Source organism: Streptomyces sp. NPDC086777 (assembly GCF_040702065.1).
Lineage (GTDB): Bacteria > Actinomycetota > Actinomycetes > Streptomycetales > Streptomycetaceae > Streptomyces.
In genome coordinates, this window is sequence record NZ_JBFBJI010000043.1 from 1 (window position 1) to 23,116 (window position 23,116).

Consider the following 23,116-nt stretch of genomic DNA (forward strand, 5'->3'; position numbering starts at 1 on the left):
GCCTGGGTCGGGGTCGTCGCCGGGTACCTCGGCGTCGGCGGCTGCGCCGCCCTGTACGCGTCCGGCGGTGACCTGCGGCCCCAGTGGGCGTGGGTGGCGGTCGCACCGCCCCTGCTCGCGGCGGGCGCGGCGGGGGCGGGGGTGTGGGCGGCGTACGGCCGTCCGCGTGAACCGCTGCTGAGCCTCGTGCCGGTGCTGCCGGGTGCCGTACGGCGGCGGCTGCTCGGGCGGGACACACGGGTGCGGTGGGGTACGGCCCTGCGTGCGTCCCTGGCCGGGACGGCCGTGTTCCTCGGCGGCGGCACGCTGCTGCTCGCGGTGTCGCTGGTGGGGCACGGGGACACCGCGCGGGCGTCGTTCCTGCAGCTGACCGAGGGCTGGACGGGCCGGTGCGCGGTGCTGTTCCTCTGTGTCTCGCTGATCCCGAACGCGGCGGTGTGGTCCGCGTCGTACGCCGTGGGCCCCGGCTTCGTGCTCGGCGCCGGGCATCTCGTGAACCCGCTGGCCTCGGATCCGGCACCGCTGCTCCCGCCCTTCCCGCTGCTGGCGGCGGTGCCGCAGCACGGTCCCGGGACCTGGCTGCACTGGGTGGCCGGGGTGGTGCCGGTGGCGGCCGGCGCGACGACGGCGTGGTTCGTGGCGGCGCGGGCGGCCGAGCGGCGCTGGTCGGCCGAGCGCACGGCCGGGGTGGCGGTACTGGCGGCGCTGCTGTGCGCGCTGCAGCTCGCGGCGCTGGCCGAGCTGGCCGGCGGTCCGCTGGGCGTCGCCGCGCTCACCTCGTTCGGCCCGGTCTGGTGGCAGACGGGCGCGGCGGCCGGCGGCTGGCTCCTCGCGGTGGGCCTGCCGGCAGCCCTGACGCTGTGGGCCTGGCGGGGGGAGGGCGCCGTCTCCCTCGCCGCGTGGCTCGGCTTCGCCGGGCGCAGGCCGCGGGACGGGCAGGCCGCGGAGGGGGAGCGGACGCAGCAGGGGAGTCGTGCGCCGTCAGCCCCGGCCCCGGCGCCCGCCACGACCGCGGCTCCGGCTCCGGTCTTCGTGGCCGGACTGCTGCCCGATCAGGCCGACGGCGACGGCGACGCCTCCGAGCGGTACGAGGTGCTCCCGGCCGAGCCGCACGAGGCGCTGCCCGTCGACGCGCTGCCCGGACAGGTGCCGCCCGTCGACCCGGCGCGGGGCGGCTGGGAGGACGAGGCGGCGCGCAAGGCCCGCTGGACCGCGCTGCGGAAGCTGTCCGAGCCGGCCGAGGGTGAGACCGGGGCCGCGAACGAGGGCGGGGCCGGGGGCGGCGCCGGGGACGAGGACACCGACGGCCCCTGAACCTCCCGGCGCCGTCACCCCCGCCCCGTCAGCTGTTGTCAGCTGTTCCCGCTCCCCAGGACCCCGCGCAGCTCCTGCGGCAGCAGATGGTCGCAGGACTGCTTGGCCTCGTTGGTGAGGGCGTCCGAGACGCAGGTGTAGTAGTCGCGGTAGACCATCTGGGCCGTGAAGTTGGCCGCCACCAGGGCCAGCGCCAGCGACGCCGTGACCAGGCCGCTGATCGCCGCCGTCGTCTGGGGGCGGCCGGAGGCGGCCTCGCCCGGGTCGCGGGGCCTGGCGCGGAGCGCGCTGATGCCCCAGTACACGGCCAGGGCGCCGAGCAGCAGCGCCACGTACGGCCAGCTGAAGAGCGCGAAGAGGAACGCCCACATGCCGCACAGCAGCGCGTACCGCGCCCGCCGCTGGGCCGGGTCGGTCGGGTCCCAGCGCATGCCCGGACCACCGGGACCACCGGGGCCGTTCTGGCCGCCGCCGCCCGGGCCGCCGTCGGGGCGCCGGCCGAAGCCGCCGGACTCCCGGCCGGGCTGGCGGTCGCTCCACTGACTGCCCCACGGGGCGTCCCGGTCGTCGTCACCGGCCGGGCGGCGCGGCCGCCACGGGCTGTCCGGCGCGCCCTCCGGCGGCGGGGCGAACGGGTTGTCGTCCTTCTGCTGGTCGTCCTTCCGGCCGTCGTTCCGGCCGTCGTTCCGGTCGCCGTTCGGCCGGTCCGAGTGCGCGTCCGGCGGCGAGGCCGGCCGCTCCCGCAGCAGCACGACGGAACGTGTCCCTCCCTGTACCGACTGCGGGGGGAGCATGCAAAGTCCCAGGCTGCGGTCCGGCATCAAGTGAGCGTCTTCCCCTAGATCAAGATGAACAGAACAGAGCTGATGGATGGGCTGGATACGGATACGGCTGGATACGGCGGCTGGCTGCGGGCGGTCGGCACGGCGGCCGAAACGACCGCCTACTCCGTGAACGCGTCGTATCCCGGACGCGTTCCCGCCTCGCCACCTCCCAGACGCTACCTTCCGGCCACGCCCCCGTCCCGTGGGGGCCGCCCGGTGTGCCGGTATCGTTGCTGACGGTCGGCCGCTTCGTAGACTTCCCCGTATCCCGGGGCGCGATGCACTCGTACGAATGTACAAAGCGGGTGCGGGGCCGGCCGCCGTACCGACGCTCCCCCGAGAAAGGGCCCCACCGTGGCCGCCAAGCCCGTGGCCAAGCGCCTCGTCGTGCTGGTCTCCGGATCCGGCACCAACCTCCAGGCGCTCCTCGACGCGATCGCCGAGCACGGTGCCGAGGCCTACGGTGCCGAGGTCGTCGCCGTCGGTGCCGACCGTGCCGGCATCGAGGGGCTCGCGCGTGCCGAGCGGGAGGGGATCCCGACGTTCGTGACCAGGGTGAAGGACTTCGCGACCCGGGAGGAGTGGGACCGGGCGCTGGCCGGGGCAGTGGCCGCCCACGCACCCGACCTGGTCGTCTCCGCCGGGTTCATGAAGATCGTCGGGAAGGAGTTCCTGGCGCGGTTCGGGGGGCGGACCGTCAACACGCACCCCGCCCTGCTGCCCAGTTTCCCCGGGGCCCACGGCGTACGGGACGCGCTCGCGTACGGCGCCCGGGTCACCGGCTGCACCGTCCACTTCGTCGACGACGGCGTCGACACCGGGCCGATCATCGCTCAGGGCGTGGTGGAGGTTCGGGACGAGGACGACGAGAGCGCGCTGCACGAGCGCATCAAGGACGTCGAGCGAAGGCTGCTCGTCGAGGTCGTGGGGCGGATCGCCCGCAACGGCTATCGCATTGAGGGACGAAAGGTAGTTATCCAGTGACCGCCGAGAGCACTGTCACGGCCGAGAGCGGCAAGCGGGCCATCCGTCGCGCGCTCGTCAGCGTCTACGACAAGACCGGGCTCGAAGAGCTCGCCCGCGGGCTGCACGAGGCCGGTGTCGCACTCGTCTCCACCGGCTCGACCGCCGCCCGCATCGCCGCCGCCGGCGTCCCCGTCACCAAGGTCGAGGAGCTGACCGGCTTCCCGGAGTGCCTGGACGGCCGGGTCAAGACCCTGCACCCCAAGGTGCACGCCGGCATCCTCGCCGACCTGCGCCTGGAGGACCACCGGCGCCAGCTCGAGGAGCTCGGTGTCGAGCCGTTCGACCTCGTCGTCGTGAACCTCTACCCGTTCCGTGAGACGGTCGCCTCCGGTGCCTCGCCCGACGAGTGCGTCGAGCAGATCGACATCGGCGGCCCCTCGATGGTGCGCGCCGCCGCCAAGAACCACCCCTCGGTCGCCGTCGTCACCAGCCCCGCCCGCTACGCCGACGTCCTCAAGGCCGTCGCCGAGGGCGGCTTCGACCTCGCCACCCGCAAGCGGCTCGCCGCCGAGGCCTTCCAGCACACGGCGTCCTACGACGTGGCGGTGGCCTCCTGGTTCGCCTCCGCGTACGCCCCGGTCGACGACTCGCCGTTCCCCGACTTCCTCGGTGCCACCTGGGAGCGCGAGAACACCCTGCGCTACGGCGAGAACCCGCACCAGCCCGCCGCCCTCTACGTCGACGCGGCCGGCGGCGGTCTCGCCGAGGCCGAGCAGCTGCACGGCAAGGAGATGTCGTACAACAACTACACGGACACGGACGCCGCGCGCCGTGCCGCGTACGACCACGACGAGCCGTGCGTCGCGATCATCAAGCACGCCAACCCCTGCGGCATCGCCGTCGGTTCGGACGTCGCCGAGGCGCACCGCAAGGCGCACGCCTGCGACCCGCTCTCCGCGTTCGGCGGGGTCATCGCCGTCAACCGGCCGGTGAGCAAGGAGATGGCGGAGCAGGTCGCCGAGATCTTCACCGAGGTCATCGTCGCCCCCGACTACGAGGAGGGGGCGCTCGAAGCCCTCGCCAAGAAGAAGAACATCCGCGTCCTGAAGGCGCTGGGCGCCCCGGCCAACCCGGTCGAGGTCAAGGCCATCGACGGCGGTGTGCTGCTCCAGGTCACCGACCGGCTCCAGGCCGACGGCGACGACCCGGCCAACTGGACCCTGGCCACCGGCGAGGCGCTGAGCCCCGAGGAGCTGCGGGAACTCGCCTTCGCCTGGAAGGCCTGCCGGGCCGTGAAGTCCAACGCCATCCTGCTCGCCAAGGACGGCGCCTCGGTCGGCGTCGGCATGGGCCAGGTCAACCGCGTCGACTCCGCGAAGCTCGCCGTCGAGCGGGCGGGTGAGGAGCGGGCACGCGGCTCCTACGCCGCCTCCGACGCGTTCTTCCCGTTCCCGGACGGCCTGGAGATCCTCACCGCGGCCGGCGTCAGGGCCGTGGCGCAGCCGGGCGGTTCGGTCCGCGACGAACTCGTCGTGGAGGCCGCGAAGAAGGCGGGCGTGACGATGTACTTCACCGGGACGCGGCACTTCTTCCACTGAGCCGCCGCCGAGCCGCCGCAGGTGGACGGCAAACACCAGGGCCGTGGCCCCCTGTGCGGGGGACACGGCCCTTGGGGTGCCGGTGGACGCTCAGTTGCTGCGGATCACGATCGTGCCGCAGACCTTGTCGGCGAACGTCTGGCGCTTGGAGTCCCACGCCGGCCACAGCCAGCCCAGGTAGCAGGCGAGGCTGTCCAGGATGTGCGCGATACGGCGCACGAACGCCATGCCGACGCCGATCGGCTGGCCGGTGGCCTCCTTGACCAGGCGGATTCCCAGCGCCTTCTTGCCGATGGTCTGGCCGGTGCGGCCCTCCATGATCAGCTGCCAGATCGCGATGCCGAGGATCGCCAGGCCGCCGATGATCCCCAGCACCGCGGCCTTGCTGCTGAAGAGCACCAGGATGTACGGCACCAGGAAGACCAGGCCGTCGACGATCGTGCCGCCGAAGCGCTGGCCCCAGTTCGCGTACGGCGGCGTCGCGCCGTAGCCCTGCTGCGGGTAGCCGTAACCGCCCTGCTGCGGGTAGCCCGGCTGCTGCGGGTAGCCGTAGCCCTGCTGCGGCGGGACGCCCTGCGGGGCCTGCTGGTATCCGGGCTGCTGCGGGTAGCCGTAGCCGGGCTGGCCCTGCTGCGGGTCCTGCGGCTGACCGTAGGGGTTGTTCGGCGCGCCGAAACTCATGACGGGTTTCCTCCGTTTGACCTGCGGGGACGACGCGGACAAGGACGGAGGTACGTCATGAACTGAGCGGTTTTGCCCCCCACCGGACCGCGGTACTGCGCCGCTCATCGTCAAGTACAGGTGAGTTGTTGTCCAGTCCGATTAGCGATGTGTTGTGCAAGTGCAACATCATTGATCATGACCGCACACCCGACTGGAACCGGGAGACCGGCATCCGCGAGGATGGAGCCATGACCGCCCAGATTCTCGATGGCAAGGCCACCGCAGCAGCGATCAAGTCCGATCTGACCGCCCGCGTGGCGGCGCTGAAGGAGAAGGGCGTCACGCCCGGCCTCGGCACGATCCTCGTCGGGGACGACCCCGGCAGCCAGAAGTACGTCGCCGGCAAGCACCGCGACTGCGCCCAGGTGGGCATCGCCTCGATCCAGCGCGAGCTCCCGGCCACCGCGACCCAGGAGGAGATCGAGGCGGTCGTCCGCGAACTCAACGACGACCCCACCTGCACCGGCTACATCGTCCAGCTGCCGCTGCCCAAGGGCATCGACGAGAACCGCATCCTGGAGCTGATGGACCCGCACAAGGACGCGGACGGCCTGCACCCGATGAACCTCGGCCGGCTGGTGCTCGGCGAGCCCGCGCCGCTGCCCTGCACCCCCAACGGCGTGCTCACGCTGCTGCGCCGCTACGGCGTCGAGATCAAGGGCGCCGAGGTCGTGGTCGTCGGCCGCGGTGTGACCATCGGCCGTCCGATGCCGCTGCTGCTCACCCGGCGCAGCGAGAACGCCACGGTGACCCAGTGCCACACCGGCACCCGGGACCTCGCGTCGCACCTGAAGCGCGCCGACATCGTCATCGCCGCCGCCGGTTCGCCGCACCTGATCCGCCCCGAGGACGTCAAGCCGGGCGCCGCCGTCCTCGACGTCGGTGTCTCCCGCAACGCCGACGGCAAGATCGTCGGGGACGTGCACCCCGGGGTCGCCGAGGTCGCCGGGTGGCTCTCGCCGAACCCCGGCGGGGTCGGGCCGATGACCAGGGCGCAGCTGCTCGTCAACGTGGTCGAGGCGGCGGAGCGCAGTGTCGGCTGACCGCGGGCACGAGCAGGGTGCGGGGCGCCGGGCGACCCGGCGCTTCCCGCTCTTCACCCGGGACACGGCGCGCCCCGAAGGGGGCGGCCGGGCCGCGTCCGGAGATCTGCCGGCACCGGCCCGGCAGTGGCCGCTGCTGGTGGTGCTGTCGACCGTCGCGGTGGGGCTGCTGCTGACCTCGCTCGACCAGTTCCGGGTCGGTGCGCTGCTGATCGGGGCGGCGCTGCTGGCCGGGGCCGTGATGCGGTGGATACTGCCGAGCGTGGGGATGCTGGCGGTCCGGTCGCGGTTCACGGACATCGCCACGTACGGGGTGCTGGGGCTGGCGATCGTGCTGCTGGCCCTGATGGCGCAGCCGAAGCCGTGGCTGGTGATCCCGTACTTGAAGGACACGCTGCATTTCACGATGAAGAACTAGGACTCGTTCTCGGGTGCGCGTGCCGCAGGTACCCCCGGCGCCCCCCGAGGGGCGCCGGGACGGCCCGTCCTCTCCCCCGAGCAGGACGGGCCGCCGTCGGGAATCAGCCTTCCCAGCACGCGGCGGCCGTTCAACGGCTGTCCACCGGCTGTGGCAGAGAGGTGACAGTTCCGCTACGCGAGGCCCGAACCGCCTCTGCCCGCGGGAACCGGCGGGCCGCCCGCCGTCGTCACCCGCTCCGAACTGGCAACCAACCGGCCGGGAACCGGCGACGAGGCAGGCCGTGGAGGTGCGTGATGGGCGGCTGGCAGCCGCTGCCGGAGGGGCTCCCGCCGGAGGTACGGCACTTCGTGGAGCAGCTGCGGCTCCTCAAGGACGACACCGGCCTCAGCCTGGTCGCGCTGGGTGCCCGTACCGCGTACAGCAAGTCGTCGTGGCAGCGCTACCTCAACGCCGTGCAGCCACCGCCCCGGCAGGCCGTCGTCGCGCTGTGCCGGGTCGCGGGCCTCGCCGACTCGGACGCCGAACGGCACGCCGTGCGGTGGGAACTCGCCGTCGAGGCGTGGCCGCGCCCGGTCGCCGCACCGGACCCGGACCGCCCGCCGGGCGACACGGAGACGGAGGTGTACGAGGACGATCCGACCCTCCCGTGGTGGGACCGGCCGGAACCGGATCCGGCACCCCGCCCGCACGGCCGCCTGCTGCTCTCCGCGGTCCTGCTGCTGCTCGTCCTGCTCCTCGTCGCGGTCGTCGGTGCCGTGGCTCTCGGGTGAGGAGTGTCCCCTGTGACCTGCGAGGTCACGGCCGGATGACCGGTGTGCCGATGTGTTGACAAGTTCGCGGACAGGTAACGGAGTCGACCCACAACCGGGCTAACGTGTCCGACCGGGACGAGCCGACGGCCCGTTGGACCGCGGGGCGGCAGGCGTGCGACGGTGCGTGCCGGACGGGTCGGTGCTCCTGTGCGCCCCCTGCCCGGGGACTGTTTCCCGGGACCGCCGCATCCCGTTGGGTAGGCCAGACGGGGACCGGCGCGGGGGGTACCGCGCGAGGGGAAGCGCGGGGGAAGACTCGGCACCGAACCGGGGGAAGAGCACCGGGGGAAGAGGGGGGAAGCAATGCCTCGTTGGAAGGCCCTGCCGGACGAACTCGATCCGCAGGTCAAGGAGTTCGCGACCCAGCTGCGGCGGCTCGTGGACCGCAGCGGCCTGAGCGTCGCGGCGCTGTCCGACCGCACCGGCTACGCCAGGACGTCCTGGGAGCGCTATCTCGGCGGCCGGCTGCTGGCACCGAAGGGCGCGGTCGTCGCGCTCGCCGAGGTCACCGAGACCGATCCCGTCCACCTCACGACCATGTGGGAGCTGGCCGAACGGGCCTGGAGCCGTTCGGAGATGCGGCACGACATGACGATGGAGGCGATCAGGATCTCCCAGGCGCGGGCGGCGCTGGGGGAGTTCGGGGCACCGCCCGCCTCCTCCTCCGGCGCCGGCGCCGGAGGAGGAGGCAAGGCGCCGCGCCGGGCGGGCAGCGCGGTGGCGATGCCGGGGATCGCCGGACCGGCGGGCGTCTCGCCCACCATCCCGCCCCAGCCGACGGCGCCCGACGCGAACCGCCGGGAGGGCGCGGGGGGTTCCCGCGGTCCGGCGGCTCCTGCGGCCCCGCCCGGCGGCGGCAGGCGGCGGCTGACGATGTTCCTCGCCGGGGTCGTCGGCGTGGTCGTGGTCGTCGCCGCGGTCCTCTTCCTCGCCGGGGGCGACGGCGGCGGGCGCAAGAACCAGGGCCACGGCGCCTCGGCCACCCCGTCCACCGGGACCGGCAGCGGCCTTCCGGCCGGGGTGAAGTGCGCGGGCACCGGCTGCACCGGCAAGGACGCGGAGGCCATGGGGTGCAGTGGCGATCTCGTGACCACCGCGAAGACCGTCACCGTCGGCGCGACCACCCTGGAGGTCCGCTACAGCCGGACCTGCGGCGCCGCGTGGGGCCGGATCACGGGGGCCGCCCAGGGCGACTCGGTCCGGCTCACGGCCGGCACCACCACGGAGCGCGGCGACATCACGACCACCGGTGACACGATCGCGTACACGCCGATGGTGGCGGTGCGGGACGCGGCGGCGGCGAAGGCGTGCGCGACGCTGGCGTCGGGACGGACGGGGTGCACGACGTAGACCCGGACGCCGGCCCGCCGTCCGGCTTCGGCCCGCGAAGAAATCGGCGGCACACAGGAATGCCCGCTTCCATCCCGGGCAAGCGACAGGTATCCCCCCACGGGAGTCCGGAATCCGGTACCCCCGAGTGGCGGCCGCACTGTCTCACCTCTCCCGGACAGGCGGCCGCCTCTTTTGTGGGGTGAGCCACACGGACCCCTCGCCCTCCGGCATCCTTGATGCGCGATAGCCTGACCGGTGGATCTCTTGATACCAAGAGATCGATCATCTGTACGTCCGCACCCCAGGGCACCCAGGGCAAGGACGCCCACCGCCAGCTGTCATACGGAGAACGCCATGACCCGCACTCCCGTGAACGTCACCGTCACCGGCGCGGCCGGCCAGATCGGTTACGCCCTGCTCTTCCGCATCGCCTCCGGGCAGCTGCTCGGCGCGGACGTGCCGGTCCGGCTCCGCCTCCTGGAGATCACCCCCGCGCTCAAGGCCGCCGAGGGCACCGCCATGGAGCTCGACGACTGTGCCTTCCCGCTGCTCCAGGGCATCGACATCTCCGACGACCCGAACGTCGCCTTCGACGGCGCCAACGTCGCCCTCCTGGTCGGTGCCCGCCCCCGCACCAAGGGCATGGAGCGCGGTGACCTGCTGGAGGCCAACGGCGGCATCTTCAAGCCGCAGGGCAAGGCCATCAACGACCACGCCGCGGACGACATCAAGGTCCTGGTCGTCGGCAACCCGGCCAACACCAACGCGCTGATCGCGCAGGCCGCCGCCCCGGACGTACCGGCCGAGCGCTTCACCGCGATGACCCGCCTCGACCACAACCGCGCGCTGACCCAGCTCGCGAAGAAGACCGGCTCGACGGTCGCCGACATCAAGCGCCTGACGATCTGGGGCAACCACTCCGCCACCCAGTACCCCGACATCTTCCACGCCACCGTCGCCGGCAAGAACGCCGCCGAGGTCGTCAACGACGAGAAGTGGCTGGCCGAGGAGTTCATCCCGACCGTCGCCAAGCGCGGCGCGGCGATCATCGAGGCCCGCGGCGCGTCCTCCGCGGCCTCCGCCGCCAACGCCGCCATCGACCACGTGCACACCTGGGTCAACGGCACCGCCGACGGCGACTGGACCTCCATGGGCATCCCGTCGGACGGCTCCTACGGCGTCCCGGAGGGCCTGATCTCCTCCTTCCCGGTCACCACCAAGGACGGCCGGTACGAGATCGTCCAGGGCCTGGAGATCAGCGACTTCTCCCGCGCCCGCATCGACGCCTCGGTGCAGGAGCTGGCGGAGGAGCGCGAGGCGGTCCGCGCCCTCGGCCTCATCTGAGCCTGCGGTACCCCGACGGGCCCCGCTCCGGATTCCTCCGGAGCGGGGCCCGTCGCCGTGTCCGCGGCGTCACTCCATGCCTCGCTTCCCGGGCGTCCAGAACGGCTTGGTGAGCACCGCCCGCCGGTCCCACCTCGCCTCCTGGACCAGTACCTTCCGTACCGCCTGCACAGCCCGGGCCTCCCCGGCGACGTAGGCCACCCCGCCGGGTTCGGGAGCGAGCCGCCGTACCGCCTCCGGCAGCGAGGTCTCGGTGCGCAGGACCCAGTCGAGGCGCTCCGCGTGGGGCAGGGGCAGCCGGTCGGCGGCCGTCGCCGTCTCCACGCAGCCGGAGATCCGGGCCTCCCCGGGCAGTGCCGCGAGCTTCCCCAAGCTCTCAACTGCGTTCGAGCTCGAGGAGACCCCAACCGCCGAAGGCGACGGCGGCCGTCTCGTCGCCGACGAAGACGTGGTGGGCGGCGTCGGGGCGCAGCGTGAAGGTGCCCTCGGGCCTGCGCAGCCGCACCTGTTCGCCCTTCTGGGCGGTCCGGCCCCACCGGGCGCCCGGCCCGCCCTCGGGGTGGTCGAGGACGCACAACTCGACGACGCCGGAGGGGTCGTAGTGCCAGACCGAGTACGTCCGCAGGGTCAGGGCGGCGACCAGGACCCGGACCTGATGGCCGGGCCGGACGTCGAGGCCGGCGAGCTGCTAGCCGTCGATGCGCAGCCGCCGCATCCGGGCGGTGATCTGCTCGGCCTCGGTGACCGTGCCGCGCAGGGTCAGCAGGTCGAGGACGGGGTTCAGCAGGGCGGGCATCGGGGGCTCCTCAACGGGCCGGGGTGCGTCGGGAGTTGCTCAGGCATCGGTCGAACGCGATAGTACGCGTTCCGGATCGGACGCGATAGTACGTGTCGGGGTGCGGCGGCCGTAACCGGCCACCACGAGCGCCGTCACCGCGAGCACGAGCAGGGCGACGGTACGCAGGGCCGGGCCCATTCCGGAGGCGAGGTCGCCGTGCCCGGACAGGACCGTGCCGGTGACCGCGACCCCGAGGGCCGCGCCGGTCTCCCGGGCCGTGGTGCCGAGCCCGGAGCCGAGGCCCGCCTGGTGCGGCGGGAGCGCGTCGACCACGCCGAGGGTGAGGGCGGGCATCGCAAGCCCGATGCCGGCCGAGATGACCAGCAGCCGGCAGGCGTACGCCCAGTACGGCGTGGCCGCGTCGACGGTGGACGCGCCGAGCAGACCCAGGCCGATCAGGGCGAGCCCGGTGCCGACGACCGCGCGCGGGTGGCCCGACCAGCGGGCGGCGAGCCTCGGGACCAGCGCCATGCCGATCGTCAGCGGCATGATCGCGACCCCGGTCACGGCCGCGTCGTAGCCCTTGATGCCCTGCAGGTACTGCGAGTTGACGAAGAAGAGGGAGAAGAGGCCGAAGAAGCCGGCCGCCGTGCCGAGGGTTGCCGAGCGCAGCCGGGCGGAGGCGAAGACCCGGGGGTCGAAGAGCGGGCGCGGCGCGCGCAGGGCGTGCGCGGTGAAGAGGGCGGTCAGGGCGGCGCCGGCCGCGAAGGAGCCGACGATGGGCGCCGACGTCCAGCCGTACGTGGTGCCCTCGATGATGCCGAACAGCACCGCCACCAGCCCCGCCGTGAGGAGCGCGGTGCCGAGCGGGTCGAGGTTGCTGTGTGCGGAGCGGTCGGTGCGCGGGGTGACGACGGCGACGGCCAGGGCGAGCAGGGCGGCCAGCGGGACCATGACGGCGAACAGGGCCCGCCAGGAGAGGAACTGGCCGACCAGGCCGCCGCCCAGGTTGCCGGCCGCGCCGCCCAGGCCCAGCGCCAGGGTCCAGGAGGCGAGGGCGCGGGCCCGCCGCTCGGGGGCGGACAGGTGGACCAGGATGGACAGGGTGGCCGGGGTGATCAGGGCCGCTCCGGCGCCGGACAGGCCACGGCCCGCTATCAGTACGGCGGGGTCCGGCGCGAGCGCGCTGGTGGCCGCGCCCGCCGCGAACAGGGCGAGGCCCGCGAGCAGGGCGCCCTTGCGGCCGTGCCGGTCGCCGAGCGCGCCGGCCGGGATGAGCAGGCCGGCGAAGGCGATGACGTAGGCGTCGACGGTCCACAGGATCTCGCTGTGCGACGGGTGCAGGGACGACGCGGCCAGTTCGGGGATGAGCAGGTTGATGGCGGCGACCATGCTCTGCGCGACCAGCACACAGGCGCACAGGACGAGCAGGACAGGGCGTTTCAGGGCGTGCGAGGGCACGGCTCCTCCTGGGGAGCTGGTGGGTGTGGCGGGGGCTGCCCCGTCACCGTAGGCTCGGCACCGACCTGCTTTCCAGTGCAACCTTTGCAAGGGACGACTGCGTATGACGCAATCCGCCGCATCCCCCGCGGGCCTCGACCTGAACCTGCTGGTCGCGTTGGAGGTGCTCCTGGAGGAGGAGAGCGTGCAGGGGGCCGCGCGGCGGCTGCACCTGTCCGAGCCGGCCATGAGCCGTACCCTCGGACGGATCCGCCGGGCACTCGGCGACCCCGTGCTGGTGCGCGCCGGGCGCCGGATGGTGCCGACCCCGCACGCGCTGGCCGTGCGCGCCGAGGTGAGCGCGGTGGTGGAGCGTGCGCGGGCGCTGTTCGCGCCGGGCCGGGACACCGATCTGCGGACCGTCTCCCGGACGTTCACGATCGTCGGCTCCGACACGATCGCCGGCACCCAGGCCGCCGCCCTGTTCGCCAGGGCCGCCGCGGAGGCGCCCGGGATCCGCATCCGCTTCCTCGCCGAGGCCCACGTGGACCTGCCGTACCTGCGGCAGGGCACGGCCGACCTGGAGGTCGGGGCGATCGACACCACCGCGCCCGAGGTGCGGGTGGAGCAGCTCCATGAGGACCGCATGCTCGGTGTCGTACGGTCCGGGCACCCGCTGCTGGCCGGCGAGGTGACCCCCGAGCGGTACGCGACCGCGGCCGGTCACCTGAACGTCTCGCGGCGCGGCAAGCTGCACGGCCCGGTCGACGCCAGGCTGGCCGAACTCGGTCTGGAGCGCCGGGTGGTGGGCACCGTCGGCACCTTCCCGGCCTCCCTCTTCGTGCTGCGCGACTCCGACCTGATCGGCCTGATCACCTCCTGGGGGGTCCCGCTGGCCACCGCCCTGGGCCTCACCACCTTCGAGGTCCCGCTGCCGCTGCCGCCGATCCCCATCGGCCTGGCCTGGCACCCGCGCCACGATGCCGACCCGGCCCATGCCTGGTTGCGGGGCTGCGTACGGGAGCTGATGGCCGGAGCCGCCGCCGGTGCCGCGCCGTAGCCGCTCATTTAAATTCAGTATTCGCGGAGTGTAATCTCCCGGGCATTCACAATTTCTTCGAATGTGCGGGCGGTGGGCATTATATAACTTCTCTTCCGGGTGACGTAATTCCCCCGAACGCTCCAAACACCGCCCGGTGTGACGGTCGTTAAGGTGACCGTGACGCGATTGGACTGGTGCGCAGCCGAAGATCATCCGACAACCGTGCTTCGGTGGCCCGGCAGTATGGATATCACCTCATGCTCGGACCTGCTCGATGACTTCCTGAAGAGAATCAACTCGATGGAAAACGAATATCGGCGGACCTTGGCGGATCTGTACGGAGCCTTCTGAGGCAGGGTGCGGAGGTAATCGATGGACGGGATTCAGCACGACTCGGGGCCGGGTCTCTACGACCACCCCGGCTTCTACGACCACCCCGGTCTCTACGACCACGCCTGGGGTGCCCCGGAGCCGGACGTCGCGGCGAACGACTGGGACCCGGTCGAGGAGCTGGCGCAGATACTGTCCGCACCGACCGTGGCCGCGGCCCCCACCCTGCTGGACGTGCCGACCCAGCGCCGGGGCAGTCGCCGGCGGGTCCGGCACCGGGTCCGCCACGACTCCCACCTGCTCGACGGCGGCCGGAGCGTCACGCACATCACGCTCCTGATCGCGACGGTCTCGCTGTGTGCGGTGTCCATGCTGGCCTGGTCCCTCTGCTACTCCTACGCCCAGCTGCGCGGCATCGCCTCCTCGGTGCTCCCCGGCGGCCTGGCGCAGTACTGGCCGCTGACGGTCTACGGTCCGTGGTTCGTGGCGGCGCTGTCCGTCCTGCGGGCCACCGCCCAGCGCCGCAGCGCGCGCCGGTCCTGGTGCGTCGTGCTGGCCGCCTCCGTCGTGGCCGTCGCGCTGTGCATCAGCCACTCCTCCCACGCCCTGCTGTCCTTAGTCATCTTCGGGATCCCGCCCGTCACCGCCCTGGTCTGCTTCTGGGAGCTCGTCGGCCAGATCTCGACCAAGAACGCGCCCCGGCACGCCACGCCCAGCGCATCGGCGGGCACCGCGCCCTGACCCCGAACCGCCCCCCGGGAGCCCTGGCTCTCCCCGGGGGGTTTGTTCATGCATGTCCGACTGTTCCGTGACGCCGCACACTTTCGCTCGACGATTGCGCATGCAATCCGGAGCCGAGGGCAGGTGCTGGCGGTCCCCGAGTGTGACCCGGACGTCACACAGGGGCACCGAACAGGAACGGAAGGCAATACCGATCATGGCGGACAGCACGGCACGAGCGACCATCCATGCCGCGGGCGACTGGCTGGCAGCGGTCTCCGGCGCGACACGCGAGATCATCGACCCCGCGGACGGCCTGCCCTTCGCCGTGGTCGCCGAGGGCGACGAGAAGGACGCCGAGACGGCGGTGGCCGCCGCCCGGCACGCCTTCGACACCGGCGACTGGCCGAGGACCCCCGTCGCCGAGCGTGCCGCCCTGCTCCGCCGGGTCGCCGACCTCCTCGTACGCGACCGCGAACAGCTCGGCCTCCTGGAGAGCCGGGACGCGGGCAAGACCGTCGAGGAGGGGCGCGTCGACATCGACTGCGTCGCCGACGCCTTCCGCTACTTCGCCGACCTGGTCGCCGCGGAGGGCGCGGGCCGGGTCATCGACGCGGGTTCGGCCGACATCCACAGCGTCGTCGTGTCCGAACCGGTCGGCGTGTGCGCGTTGATCACGCCCTGGAACTACCCGCTACTCCAGGCCAGTTGGAAGATCGCTCCGGCTCTCGCGGCCGGCAACACCTTCGTGGTCAAGCCCAGCGAGCTCACCCCGCTGACGACGGTCGCCCTGATCGGACTGCTCGCCGAGGCCGGCCTGCCCGCCGGAGTCGCCAACCTCGTCACCGGTCCCGGCCACACCGTCGGCGCCCGGCTCGCCGAGCACCCCGACGTCGACCTGGTCTCCTTCACCGGCGGCCTGGCCAGCGGCACCAAGGTCGCCCAGGCCGCCGCGCCCACCGTCAAGAAGGTCGCCCTCGAACTGGGCGGCAAGAACCCCAACGTCGTCTTCGCCGACGCCTGCGCCACGCAGGAAGGTTTCGACACCGCCGTCGACCAGGCCCTCAACGCCGCGTTCATCCACAGCGGCCAGGTCTGCTCGGCCGGCGCCCGGCTGATCGTCGAGGAGCCGGTCCGGGAGCGGTTCGTCGCCGAACTCGCCCGCAGGGCGGCGCGGATCCGGCTCGGCCGGGGCACCGCGGAGGGCGTCGAGTGCGGCCCGCTCGTCTCCGCGCAGCAGCGCGCCAAGGTCGAGGCGTACGTGGCGTCGGCGCTGGCGGAGGGCGCGGTGCTGCGCGCGGGCGGCAAGCGCCCCGAACCGTCCGCCGACCGCCCCGCCACCGGCTACTTCTACGAGCCCACCGTCCTCGACCAGTGCCACCGCGGAATGCGGGTCGTGCGCGAGGAGGTCTTCGGCCCGGTCCTCACCGTCGAGACCTTCCGCACCGAGGACGAGGCGGTCGCCCTCGCCAACGACACCGAGTACGGACTCGCGGGCGCCGTGTGGAGCACGGACGCCGGCAAGGCCCGGCGGGTCGCGGGCCGGCTGCGGCACGGCACCGTCTGGATCAACGACTTCCACCCCTACCTGCCGCAGGCGGAGTGGGGCGGCTTCGGAAAGAGCGGGACCGGCCGTGAGCTGGGCCCCGCCGGGCTCGCCGAGTACCGCGAGACCAAGCACGTCTACCAGAACCTCGCGCCGAAGCCGGTGCGCTGGTTCGCCGGCTGAGCCCTTCCGACCGCCGTACGCGAGAAGCCTTTTGGAGCACCCCCATGTCCCGCACGTCCCACCGTCCCCACGTCTACGACTACGTCGTCGTCGGCGGCGGAACCGCCGGTTCCGTCATAGCCTCCCGCCTCACCGAGAACCCGGACGTCACCGTCGCCGTCATCGAGGGCGGCCCCAGCGACGTCGGCCGCGACGACGTCCTCACCCTGCGCCGCTGGATGGGCCTGCTCGGCGGCGAGCTGGACTACGACTACCCGACCACCGAGCAGCCGCGCGGCAACTCCCACATCCGGCACAGCCGCGCCCGGGTGCTGGGCGGCTGCTCCAGCCACAACACCCTCATCTCCTTCAAGCCGCTGCCCTCCGACTGGGACGAGTGGGAGGCGGCGGGCGCCAAGGGCTGGGGCGCGGTGCCGATGGAGGCCTACTACGCCCGCCTCCTCAACAACATCGTCCCGGTCGACGAGAAGGACCGGAACGCCATCGCCCGCGACTTCGTCGACGCGGCCCAGCAGGCGCTGGGCGTCCCGCGCGTGGAGGGGTTCAACCGCCGCCCGTTCACCGAGGGCGCCGGCTTCTTCGACCTCGCCTACCACCCCGAGACCAACAAGCGGTCGAGCGCGTCGGTGGCCTACCTCCACCCGGTCCTGGACGAGCGCCCCAACCTGCACCTCCTCCTGGAGACGTGGGCGTACCGCCTGGAGCTGGACGGCACCCGGGCCGAGGGCGTGCACGTCCGCACCAGGGACGGCGAGGAACTCCTCGTACGGGCCCGCAACGAGGTCGTCCTGTGCGCCGGCGCCGTCGACTCCCCGCGGCTGCTGCTCCACTCGGGCATAGGCCCGGCACCGGACCTCGACGCCCTCGGCATCCCGGTCGCGCACGACCTCCCGGGCGTCGGCGAGAACCTCCTCGACCACCCCGAGTCGGTGATCGTCTGGGAGACGAACGGCCCGATCCCGGAGAACTCCGCGATGGACTCCGACGCGGGCCTGTTCGTCCGCCGCGACCCCGAACAGGCGGGCCCGGACCTGATGTTCCACTTCTACCAGGTCCCCTTCACCGACAACCCCGAGCGCCTGGGCTACCAACGCCCCGCGCACGGCGTCTCGATGACCCCGAACATCCCCAAACCCCGCAGCCGCGGCCGCCTCTACCTGACCAGCGCCGACCCGTCCGTGAAGCCCGCGCTCGACTTCCGCTACTTCACCGACGAGGACGACTACGACGGCCGCACGCTCGTCGACGGCATCCGCATCGCCCGCGAGATCGCGAGGACCGAGCCGCTGGCGGGCTGGCTGAAGCGCGAGGTGTGCCCCGGCCCGGAGATCGTCGGTGACGCGGAACTGAGCGAGTACGCCCGCAAGGCCGCGCACACCGTCTACCACCCGGCGGGCACCTGCAGGATGGGTGCGGCCGACGACCAACTGGCCGTCGTCGACCCGGAGCTGCGGATCCGCGGCCTGGACGGCATCCGGATCGCCGACGCCTCCGTCTTCCCGGCCATGCCGGCCGTGAACCCGATGATCGGGGTGCTGATGGTCGGCGAACGGGCCGTGGACCTCCTGAAGGGCGGTGCGTGATGACCGGTACGACCCCTGTCTTCTCCGTCGAGGGCCTGTGGAAGGTGTTCGGCCCCAAGGCCGACCGCGTCCCGGGCGACCCCGAACTGACCGGCCTGTCCCCGGCCGAACTCCGCACCCGCACCGGCTGCACGGCCGCCGTCCGCGACGTCTCCTTCGACGTGCGCAAGGGCGAGGTCTTCGTGGTGATGGGCCTGTCCGGGTCCGGCAAGTCCACCCTGGTCCGGTGCCTGACCCGGCTCATCGAGCCGACGGCCGGTGCCATCGCCATCGACGGCGAGGACGTCCGCGCGATGGACAGGGGCCGGCTGCGGGAACTGCGCCGGCACCGGGCCGCGATGGTCTTCCAGCACTTCGGGCTTCTCCCGCACCGGTCCGTCCTCGACAACGTCGCGTACGGCCTGGAGATCCAGGGCGTCGGCCGGTCCGAGCGGCGTGCGCGGGCCGCCGAGGTCGTCGCCAAGGTCGGCCTGGAGGGCATGGAGCAGCGCCGCCCCGGCCAGCTGTCCGGCGGCCAGCGCCAACGGGTCGGCCTGGCACGGGCGCTGGCCGTGGACCCGGAGGTCCTCCTCTTCGACGAGCCGTTCAGCGCGCTCGATCCGCTGATCCGGCGCGACATGCAGGACGAGGTGGTCCGGCTGCACCGGGAGGAGGGCCGCACGATGGTCTTCATCACCCACGACCTGTCGGAGGCGCTCAAACTCGGCGACCGCATCGCCCTGATGCGGGACGGCAGGGTGGTGCAGCTGGGCACCCCGGAGGAGATCGTCGGCTCCCCGGCCGACGACTACGTCCGTGAGTTCGTCCGCGACGTGCCGCGCGAGCAGGTCATGACGGTCCGCTCCGCGATGCGAGCGCCGGGCGGCACCGACTCGGCGGACGGCCCTGCGGTCGCCCCCGGGGCGACCGTCGCCGAGGCGATCGAGGTGGTGGCGGGGGCCGGCGCCCCCGTACGGGTCGTGGACGGCGACCGCTGCGTCGGCGTGGTCGACGCGGACACGTTGCTCGGCGTCGTGGCGAAGGGGGATGCCTGCGGCGCGTCGGCCGCGGGTGGTGGTGGGCCGGTCGCGCAGTTCCCCGCGCCCCTGGGTGGGGATGCGGAGCGTCCGCTGGAAGGTCCCGCGGCTGCGGGCAGTCGTGCCGCTGGGGCGGCACGGGTGGGCGCGGCGTCACCCCGTGAGCGCGGGCGAGTGACACCACCCGCTCCTCGGACCAGCCCGGAGGACGTCTGATGGCGACGATCAGTGTTCCCGGCCCTCGTCGACTGGCGCTCCCGGCCGGCCGGGCCGCCCGTAAGCTCCTCGCCCTCGCGGTGATGGCCGCGGTCCTCGTGCCCGTCGCCGACGCCCGCTGGGCATCGGCCTCCTGGCCCCGTCACCTCACCGTCGACCTCTCCTCCCCCCTCACCTCCGCCAGCAACTGGGTCATCGACAACCGGGACACGCACCCCCTCTTCCTCTACTTCTTCGGCTACGTCAGCGACGCCGTCGTCCTGACCGTCCGCGCCGTCTACCTCACGCTCCTCGCGGCGGGGTGGCCCGGCGTCACCGTGGTCGCCGCCGCCGTCGCGCACCGCGTCGCGGGGACGCGGCTCGCCGTCGGTACCGCCGCCGCGTTCCTCGCCTGTGGTGCCCTCGGCATGTGGGTGCCGACGATGCAGACCCTCGCGCTGATGGTCGTCGCCGTGCTCGCGTCCGTGGCCGTGGGCCTCGTGCTCGGCCTCGGGGCCGGTCTCTCCGACCGGCTGAACCGCGCCCTGCGCCCGGTCCTCGACACCATGCAGGTGCTGCCCGCCTTCGCCTATCTCCTCCCCGTCGTCCTGGTCTTCGGCATCGGCGTCCCCGCGGCCGTCCTCGCCACCGTCGTCTACGCCGCGCCGCCCATGGCCCGGCTCACCGCCCTCGGCCTGCGCGGCGCCGACCCCGAGGTGCTGGAGGCCGTCGACTCGCTCGGCGCCACCCGCACACAGCGGCTGCTGACCGCCCGCATCCCGCTGGCCCGCAAGGAACTCCTCCTCGGCCTCAACCAGACGATCATGATGGCGCTGTCGATGGCGGTCATCGCGTCCGTCATCGGCGCGGGCGGTCTCGGCGACCGCGTCTACCAGGCCCTCGCCTCGGTCGACGTCGGCGCGGCCCTCGCCGCCGGTATCCCGATCGTGCTCCTCGCGGTCGTACTGGACCGCATCACCGCGGCGGCGGGCGAGCGCGGCGACGTCCGGAAGGCTCCCGTCGGCCTCCTGTACGGCCTCGGCGCCACCGTCGCCGTCGCGCTCGGCGCCCGGCTCCTCGGCCGCCTCGACTGGCCCACCGCCTGGACCCTGAACTTCGCCGGACCGGTCAACCGCGCCGTCGACTGGATGACCGCCCACCTGTACACGGGCGTGCCGGTCGTGGGCGGCACCGCCGACTGGGCGGGGCACTTCACCACCTGGGTCCTCGACCCCGTGCGCTCCGGACTGCAGTGGCTGCCGTGGTGGGCGGTGCTGTTCGTGGTCGCCGCGCTGGCCTGGCTGATCGGCACCTGGCGCACCGCGCTCACCGCCGTCCTCGCGATGGCCGCGATCGGCGTGCTGGGGGTGTGGGAGCCGTCGCTGGACACCCTGTCCCAGGTCCTCGCAGCCGTCGCGGTGACCCTCGTGCTCGGCTTCGCCGCCGGCATCGCCGCCGCCCGCAGCGACCGCGTGGAGCGGGCCCTGCGGCCCGTCCTGGACGTCTTCCAGACCATGCCGCAGTTCGTGTACCTCATCCCGGTCGTCGCGCTGTTCGGTGTCGGCCGCGCGCCCGCCGTCGCCGCCGCCGTCGTCTACGCGCTGCCTGCCGTCGTACGGATCACCGCGCAGGGGCTGCGCCAGGTGGACCCGGCCGCCCTGGAGTCCGCGCGGTCGCTCGGCGCGACCGGGCGCCAGCAACTGCTGCAGGTGCAACTCCCGCTCGCCCGCCGCGCGTTGCTGCTCGCCGTGAACCAGGGCGTGGTACTCGTCCTCGCCGTCGTCATCATCGGCGGTCTGGTGGGCGGCGGTGCCCTCGGGTACGACGTCGCCTTCGGCCTCGCCCAGGGCGACCTGGCCACCGGGCTGGTCGCCGGTGCCGCCATCGTCTGCCTGGGGCTGATGCTCGACCGGGTCACCCAGCCCACGGAACGCCGTACGCGGAAGGGAGCGTGACCATGCGCCGTACGACACTCGTCGCCGCCGTCTCCGTCCTCGTGCTCACCACCGGGTGCGGTGCCGCCGACATGACCAGGCAGGCCTCGCCGTTCGCCGACGCGCAGGGCTCGAACACCGTGACCCTGTCCGTGCAGTCCTGGGTCGGCGCGCAGTCGAATGTGGCTGTCGCCCAGTACCTCCTCGAGCACAAGCTCGGCTACCGCGTCGACACCGTGCAGGTCGACGAGGTGCCGGCCTGGGACGCGCTCAGCCAGGGCCGCGTCGACGCGATCCTGGAGGACTGGGGGCACCCGGACCAGGAGAAGCGGTACGTCGACGACAAGAAGACCATCAGCCGGGGCGGGGAGCTCGGGGTCACCGGGCACATCGGGTGGTTCGTGCCGACCTATCTCGTCAAGCAGCACCCGGACATCACGGACTGGAAGAACCTGAACAAGTACGCCTCGCTCTTCCGTACCGCGGAGAGCGGCGGCAAGGGGCAGCTCCTGGACGGCTCACCGTCGTACGTCACCAACGACAAGGCGCTGGTGAGCAACCTGAAACTGGACTACCAGGTCGTCTTCGCCGGGTCCGAGGCCGCCCAGATCACCCAGATCAAGCAGTTCGCCAAGGAGAAGAGGCCCTTCCTCACCTACTGGTACGCGCCGCAGTGGCTGTTCAAGAAGGTGCCGATGACCGAGGTGAGGCTGCCCGCCTACAAGGAGGGCTGTGACGCCGACGCGGCCAAGGTCGCCTGCGCGTACCCGCACACCCCGTTGCAGAAGTACCTCAACACCTCCTTCGCGCACAGCGGCGGCAGGGCCGCGGCCTTCCTGAAGAAGTTCACGTGGACGACCGAGGACCAGGACCAGGTCTCCCTGATGATCGCCGACCAGAAGCTCAGCCCCGAGGAGGCCGCCAGGAAGTGGGTGGACGGCCACCCCGACGTGTGGAAGAGCTGGCTGTCCTGAACCGGCCGCCGGGCCTGCCGCCGCGTCACCGGTCCGGCCGTAGACCGGTGACCCGAAGGTATGTCCGGCGGTTACCCCTCCGGCCGATGCCCGAGGGAGGCGTACGTGGTCTACACGCGCAAGAACGTCAACAGGCTGACCCGAGCCGAGCGGCGCCGGTTCGTGGACGCGGTGCTGGAGGTCAAACGCCGAGGTGAGTACGACGAGTTCGTGCGGATCCACATCGCGCACAACTCCGCCGACCGGGAACACCGGCTGCGCACCGCCCACATGGCGCCCTCCTTCCTGCCCTGGCACCGCAAGCTGCTGCTCGAACTGGAGCGGGCGCTGCGCAGGGTGGACGCGTCGGTGACGGTGCCGTACTGGGACTGGACCCGGGACCGGGCGCCGGACTCCCCGCCATGGGCCGATGATCTGCTCGGCGGCAACGGACGGCGCTCGGACCGGCAGGTGATGACGGGCCCGTTCGCCTACCGGGCGGGCCACTGGAAGATCACCGAGAACGTGACCGACGTGCACTACCTCACCCGCGACCTCGGCCATGCCCGGGCCCCGATCCAGCTGCCGACCGGCCGCGACGTCGAGTCCGCGCTGGCCGACCCGGTCTACGACAGCTGGCCCTGGAACTCGGCCGTCACCCACGGGTACCGCAACAAGCTGGAGGGCTGGGGGAGCGGCCGGGGCAGCGTCTCCTGGCAGAACCACAACCGGGTCCACCACTGGGTCGGCGGGGTGATGGTCAGTGCCGCGTCCGTCAACGACCCGGTCTTCTGGCTGCATCACTCCTTCGTCGACCTGCTGTGGACCCGCTGGCAGCGCCGGCACCCCGGCCACACCTACCTCCCCGCCGAGCCCCCGGGCGCGGGTGATCCCCAGCACGGCCGGGTGGTGGCCCGGCACCAGCAGCTGCCGCCCTGGAACGTCACTCCGGCCGAACTGGAGGACGTGCACGGGATCTACAGGTACGAGTAGGCGGTGCGCTTGTCCGTTCGAGATGT

General features: G+C 72.8%; 19 protein-coding genes and 1 pseudogene. 16 read left to right on the forward strand and 4 right to left on the reverse strand.

Annotation, left to right across the window (positions count from 1 at the left end):
• Window positions 1-1,314 (forward strand): DUF6350 family protein (locus AB0472_RS38485; protein WP_366363758.1); only part of this gene is annotated, 1,314 nt, incomplete at its 5' end.
• 38 nt (window positions 1,315-1,352) lie between these two features.
• Here the strand turns inward: AB0472_RS38485 and AB0472_RS38490 are convergent.
• Window positions 1,353-2,135: a hypothetical protein gene (locus AB0472_RS38490; protein ID WP_366363760.1), complete on the reverse strand. Its 783-nt coding sequence runs from the start codon at window positions 2,133-2,135 to the stop codon at window positions 1,353-1,355.
• 357 nt (window positions 2,136-2,492) lie between these two features.
• Between AB0472_RS38490 and purN the strand changes: the two genes are divergently transcribed.
• Both purN and purH read left to right on the forward strand, forming a co-directional pair.
• Window positions 2,493-3,122, forward strand: a complete 630-nt coding sequence (gene purN / locus AB0472_RS38495; RefSeq protein WP_366363762.1) for a phosphoribosylglycinamide formyltransferase — start codon at window positions 2,493-2,495, stop codon at window positions 3,120-3,122.
• Window positions 3,119-4,702 (forward strand): bifunctional phosphoribosylaminoimidazolecarboxamide formyltransferase/IMP cyclohydrolase, encoded by a 1,584-nt coding sequence (purH, locus tag AB0472_RS38500; RefSeq protein WP_366363764.1) that lies wholly within the window; start codon window positions 3,119-3,121, stop codon window positions 4,700-4,702. Before purN ends, purH begins: the two co-directional genes overlap by 4 nt.
• 90 nt (window positions 4,703-4,792) lie before the next feature.
• Here purH and AB0472_RS38505 read toward each other — a convergent pair whose 3' ends face one another.
• Complete coding sequence (locus tag AB0472_RS38505) at window positions 4,793-5,383, reverse strand: RDD family protein (RefSeq protein ID WP_366363766.1); 591 nt, start codon at window positions 5,381-5,383, stop codon at window positions 4,793-4,795.
• Window positions 5,384-5,613: 230 nt separating this feature from the next.
• On the opposite strand from AB0472_RS38505, the gene AB0472_RS38510 reads away from it, so the two are divergent.
• The 5 genes from AB0472_RS38510 to AB0472_RS38530 all read left to right on the forward strand — a co-directional run bounded on the left by AB0472_RS38510 (window position 5,614) and on the right by AB0472_RS38530 (window position 10,377).
• On the forward strand, window positions 5,614-6,468 hold the full coding sequence (locus AB0472_RS38510; protein WP_366363768.1) for a bifunctional methylenetetrahydrofolate dehydrogenase/methenyltetrahydrofolate cyclohydrolase: 855 nt from the start codon (window positions 5,614-5,616) through the stop codon (window positions 6,466-6,468).
• The gene (locus tag AB0472_RS38515) at window positions 6,458-6,886 is read left to right on the forward strand and encodes a DUF3017 domain-containing protein (RefSeq protein ID WP_366363770.1); all 429 of its coding nucleotides are present in this window, start codon (window positions 6,458-6,460) and stop codon (window positions 6,884-6,886) included. The genes AB0472_RS38510 and AB0472_RS38515 overlap by 11 nt, the downstream gene beginning before the upstream one ends.
• Before the next feature lie 296 nt (window positions 6,887-7,182).
• Window positions 7,183-7,659: a helix-turn-helix transcriptional regulator gene (locus tag AB0472_RS38520; RefSeq protein WP_366363772.1), complete on the forward strand. Its 477-nt coding sequence runs from the start codon at window positions 7,183-7,185 to the stop codon at window positions 7,657-7,659.
• 345 nt (window positions 7,660-8,004) lie between these two features.
• Window positions 8,005-9,051: a DUF2690 domain-containing protein gene (locus AB0472_RS38525; protein ID WP_366363774.1), complete on the forward strand. Its 1,047-nt coding sequence runs from the start codon at window positions 8,005-8,007 to the stop codon at window positions 9,049-9,051.
• 336 nt (window positions 9,052-9,387) lie between these two features.
• A complete protein-coding gene (locus tag AB0472_RS38530; protein WP_352361793.1) occupies window positions 9,388-10,377 on the forward strand; it encodes a malate dehydrogenase in 990 nt (329 codons plus the stop codon).
• A gap of 69 nt (window positions 10,378-10,446) precedes the next feature.
• Here the strand turns inward: AB0472_RS38530 and AB0472_RS38535 are convergent.
• Both AB0472_RS38535 and AB0472_RS38540 read right to left on the reverse strand, forming a co-directional pair.
• Window positions 10,447-11,173: pseudogene (locus AB0472_RS38535) on the reverse strand (siderophore-interacting protein).
• 39 nt (window positions 11,174-11,212) lie between these two features.
• Window positions 11,213-12,616 carry an MFS transporter gene (locus AB0472_RS38540; RefSeq protein WP_366363776.1) on the reverse strand — a complete coding sequence of 468 codons (1,404 nt, stop codon included), beginning with the start codon at window positions 12,614-12,616 and terminating at the stop codon, window positions 11,213-11,215.
• A 103-nt stretch (window positions 12,617-12,719) separates the two neighbouring features.
• On the opposite strand from AB0472_RS38540, the gene AB0472_RS38545 reads away from it, so the two are divergent.
• The 8 genes from AB0472_RS38545 to AB0472_RS38580 all read left to right on the forward strand — a co-directional run bounded on the left by AB0472_RS38545 (window position 12,720) and on the right by AB0472_RS38580 (window position 23,090).
• Entirely contained in the window at window positions 12,720-13,655 is a 936-nt protein-coding gene (locus tag AB0472_RS38545) for a LysR family transcriptional regulator (protein ID WP_366363778.1), read from the forward strand.
• A gap of 354 nt (window positions 13,656-14,009) precedes the next feature.
• Window positions 14,010-14,708 (forward strand): DUF2637 domain-containing protein, encoded by a 699-nt coding sequence (locus AB0472_RS38550; RefSeq protein WP_366363780.1) that lies wholly within the window; start codon window positions 14,010-14,012, stop codon window positions 14,706-14,708.
• A 196-nt stretch (window positions 14,709-14,904) separates the two neighbouring features.
• Window positions 14,905-16,416: an aldehyde dehydrogenase family protein gene (locus tag AB0472_RS38555; RefSeq protein WP_366363782.1), complete on the forward strand. Its 1,512-nt coding sequence runs from the start codon at window positions 14,905-14,907 to the stop codon at window positions 16,414-16,416.
• Window positions 16,417-16,460: 44 nt separating this feature from the next.
• Window positions 16,461-17,999, forward strand: coding sequence for a GMC oxidoreductase (locus AB0472_RS38560; protein WP_366363784.1), 1,539 nt, complete (start codon window positions 16,461-16,463; stop codon window positions 17,997-17,999).
• A complete protein-coding gene (locus AB0472_RS38565; RefSeq protein ID WP_366363786.1) occupies window positions 17,999-19,231 on the forward strand; it encodes a glycine betaine/L-proline ABC transporter ATP-binding protein in 1,233 nt (410 codons plus the stop codon). Before AB0472_RS38560 ends, AB0472_RS38565 begins: the two co-directional genes overlap by 1 nt.
• Window positions 19,231-21,165: an ABC transporter permease subunit gene (locus AB0472_RS38570; protein WP_366363788.1), complete on the forward strand. Its 1,935-nt coding sequence runs from the start codon at window positions 19,231-19,233 to the stop codon at window positions 21,163-21,165. The genes AB0472_RS38565 and AB0472_RS38570 overlap by 1 nt, the downstream gene beginning before the upstream one ends.
• A gap of 2 nt (window positions 21,166-21,167) precedes the next feature.
• The gene (locus AB0472_RS38575) at window positions 21,168-22,118 is read left to right on the forward strand and encodes an ABC transporter substrate-binding protein (protein WP_366363790.1); all 951 of its coding nucleotides are present in this window, start codon (window positions 21,168-21,170) and stop codon (window positions 22,116-22,118) included.
• A gap of 105 nt (window positions 22,119-22,223) precedes the next feature.
• Complete coding sequence (locus tag AB0472_RS38580) at window positions 22,224-23,090, forward strand: tyrosinase family protein (RefSeq protein WP_366363792.1); 867 nt, start codon at window positions 22,224-22,226, stop codon at window positions 23,088-23,090.
• Window positions 23,091-23,116 lie beyond the last annotated feature (26 nt).

Bases quoted from the DNA above. Each gene is read 5' to 3' on its own strand.
- AB0472_RS38490 (WP_366363760.1), bottom strand. From the start codon at position 2,135: ATGCCGGACCGCAGCCTGGGACTTTGCATGCTCCCCCCGCAGTCGGTA.
- AB0472_RS38505 (WP_366363766.1), bottom strand. From the start codon at position 5,383: ATGAGTTTCGGCGCGCCGAACAACCCCTACGGTCAGCCGCAGGACCCG.
- AB0472_RS38510 (WP_366363768.1), top strand. From the start codon at position 5,614: ATGACCGCCCAGATTCTCGATGGCAAGGCCACCGCAGCAGCGATCAAG.
- AB0472_RS38520 (WP_366363772.1), top strand. From the start codon at position 7,183: ATGGGCGGCTGGCAGCCGCTGCCGGAGGGGCTCCCGCCGGAGGTACGG.
- AB0472_RS38525 (WP_366363774.1), top strand. From the start codon at position 8,005: ATGCCTCGTTGGAAGGCCCTGCCGGACGAACTCGATCCGCAGGTCAAG.
- AB0472_RS38530 (WP_352361793.1), top strand. From the start codon at position 9,388: ATGACCCGCACTCCCGTGAACGTCACCGTCACCGGCGCGGCCGGCCAG.
- AB0472_RS38545 (WP_366363778.1), top strand. From the start codon at position 12,720: ATGACGCAATCCGCCGCATCCCCCGCGGGCCTCGACCTGAACCTGCTG.
- AB0472_RS38550 (WP_366363780.1), top strand. From the start codon at position 14,010: ATGGACGGGATTCAGCACGACTCGGGGCCGGGTCTCTACGACCACCCC.
- AB0472_RS38555 (WP_366363782.1), top strand. From the start codon at position 14,905: ATGGCGGACAGCACGGCACGAGCGACCATCCATGCCGCGGGCGACTGG.
- AB0472_RS38560 (WP_366363784.1), top strand. From the start codon at position 16,461: ATGTCCCGCACGTCCCACCGTCCCCACGTCTACGACTACGTCGTCGTC.
- AB0472_RS38565 (WP_366363786.1), top strand. From the start codon at position 17,999: ATGACCGGTACGACCCCTGTCTTCTCCGTCGAGGGCCTGTGGAAGGTG.
- AB0472_RS38570 (WP_366363788.1), top strand. From the start codon at position 19,231: ATGGCGACGATCAGTGTTCCCGGCCCTCGTCGACTGGCGCTCCCGGCC.
- AB0472_RS38575 (WP_366363790.1), top strand. From the start codon at position 21,168: ATGCGCCGTACGACACTCGTCGCCGCCGTCTCCGTCCTCGTGCTCACC.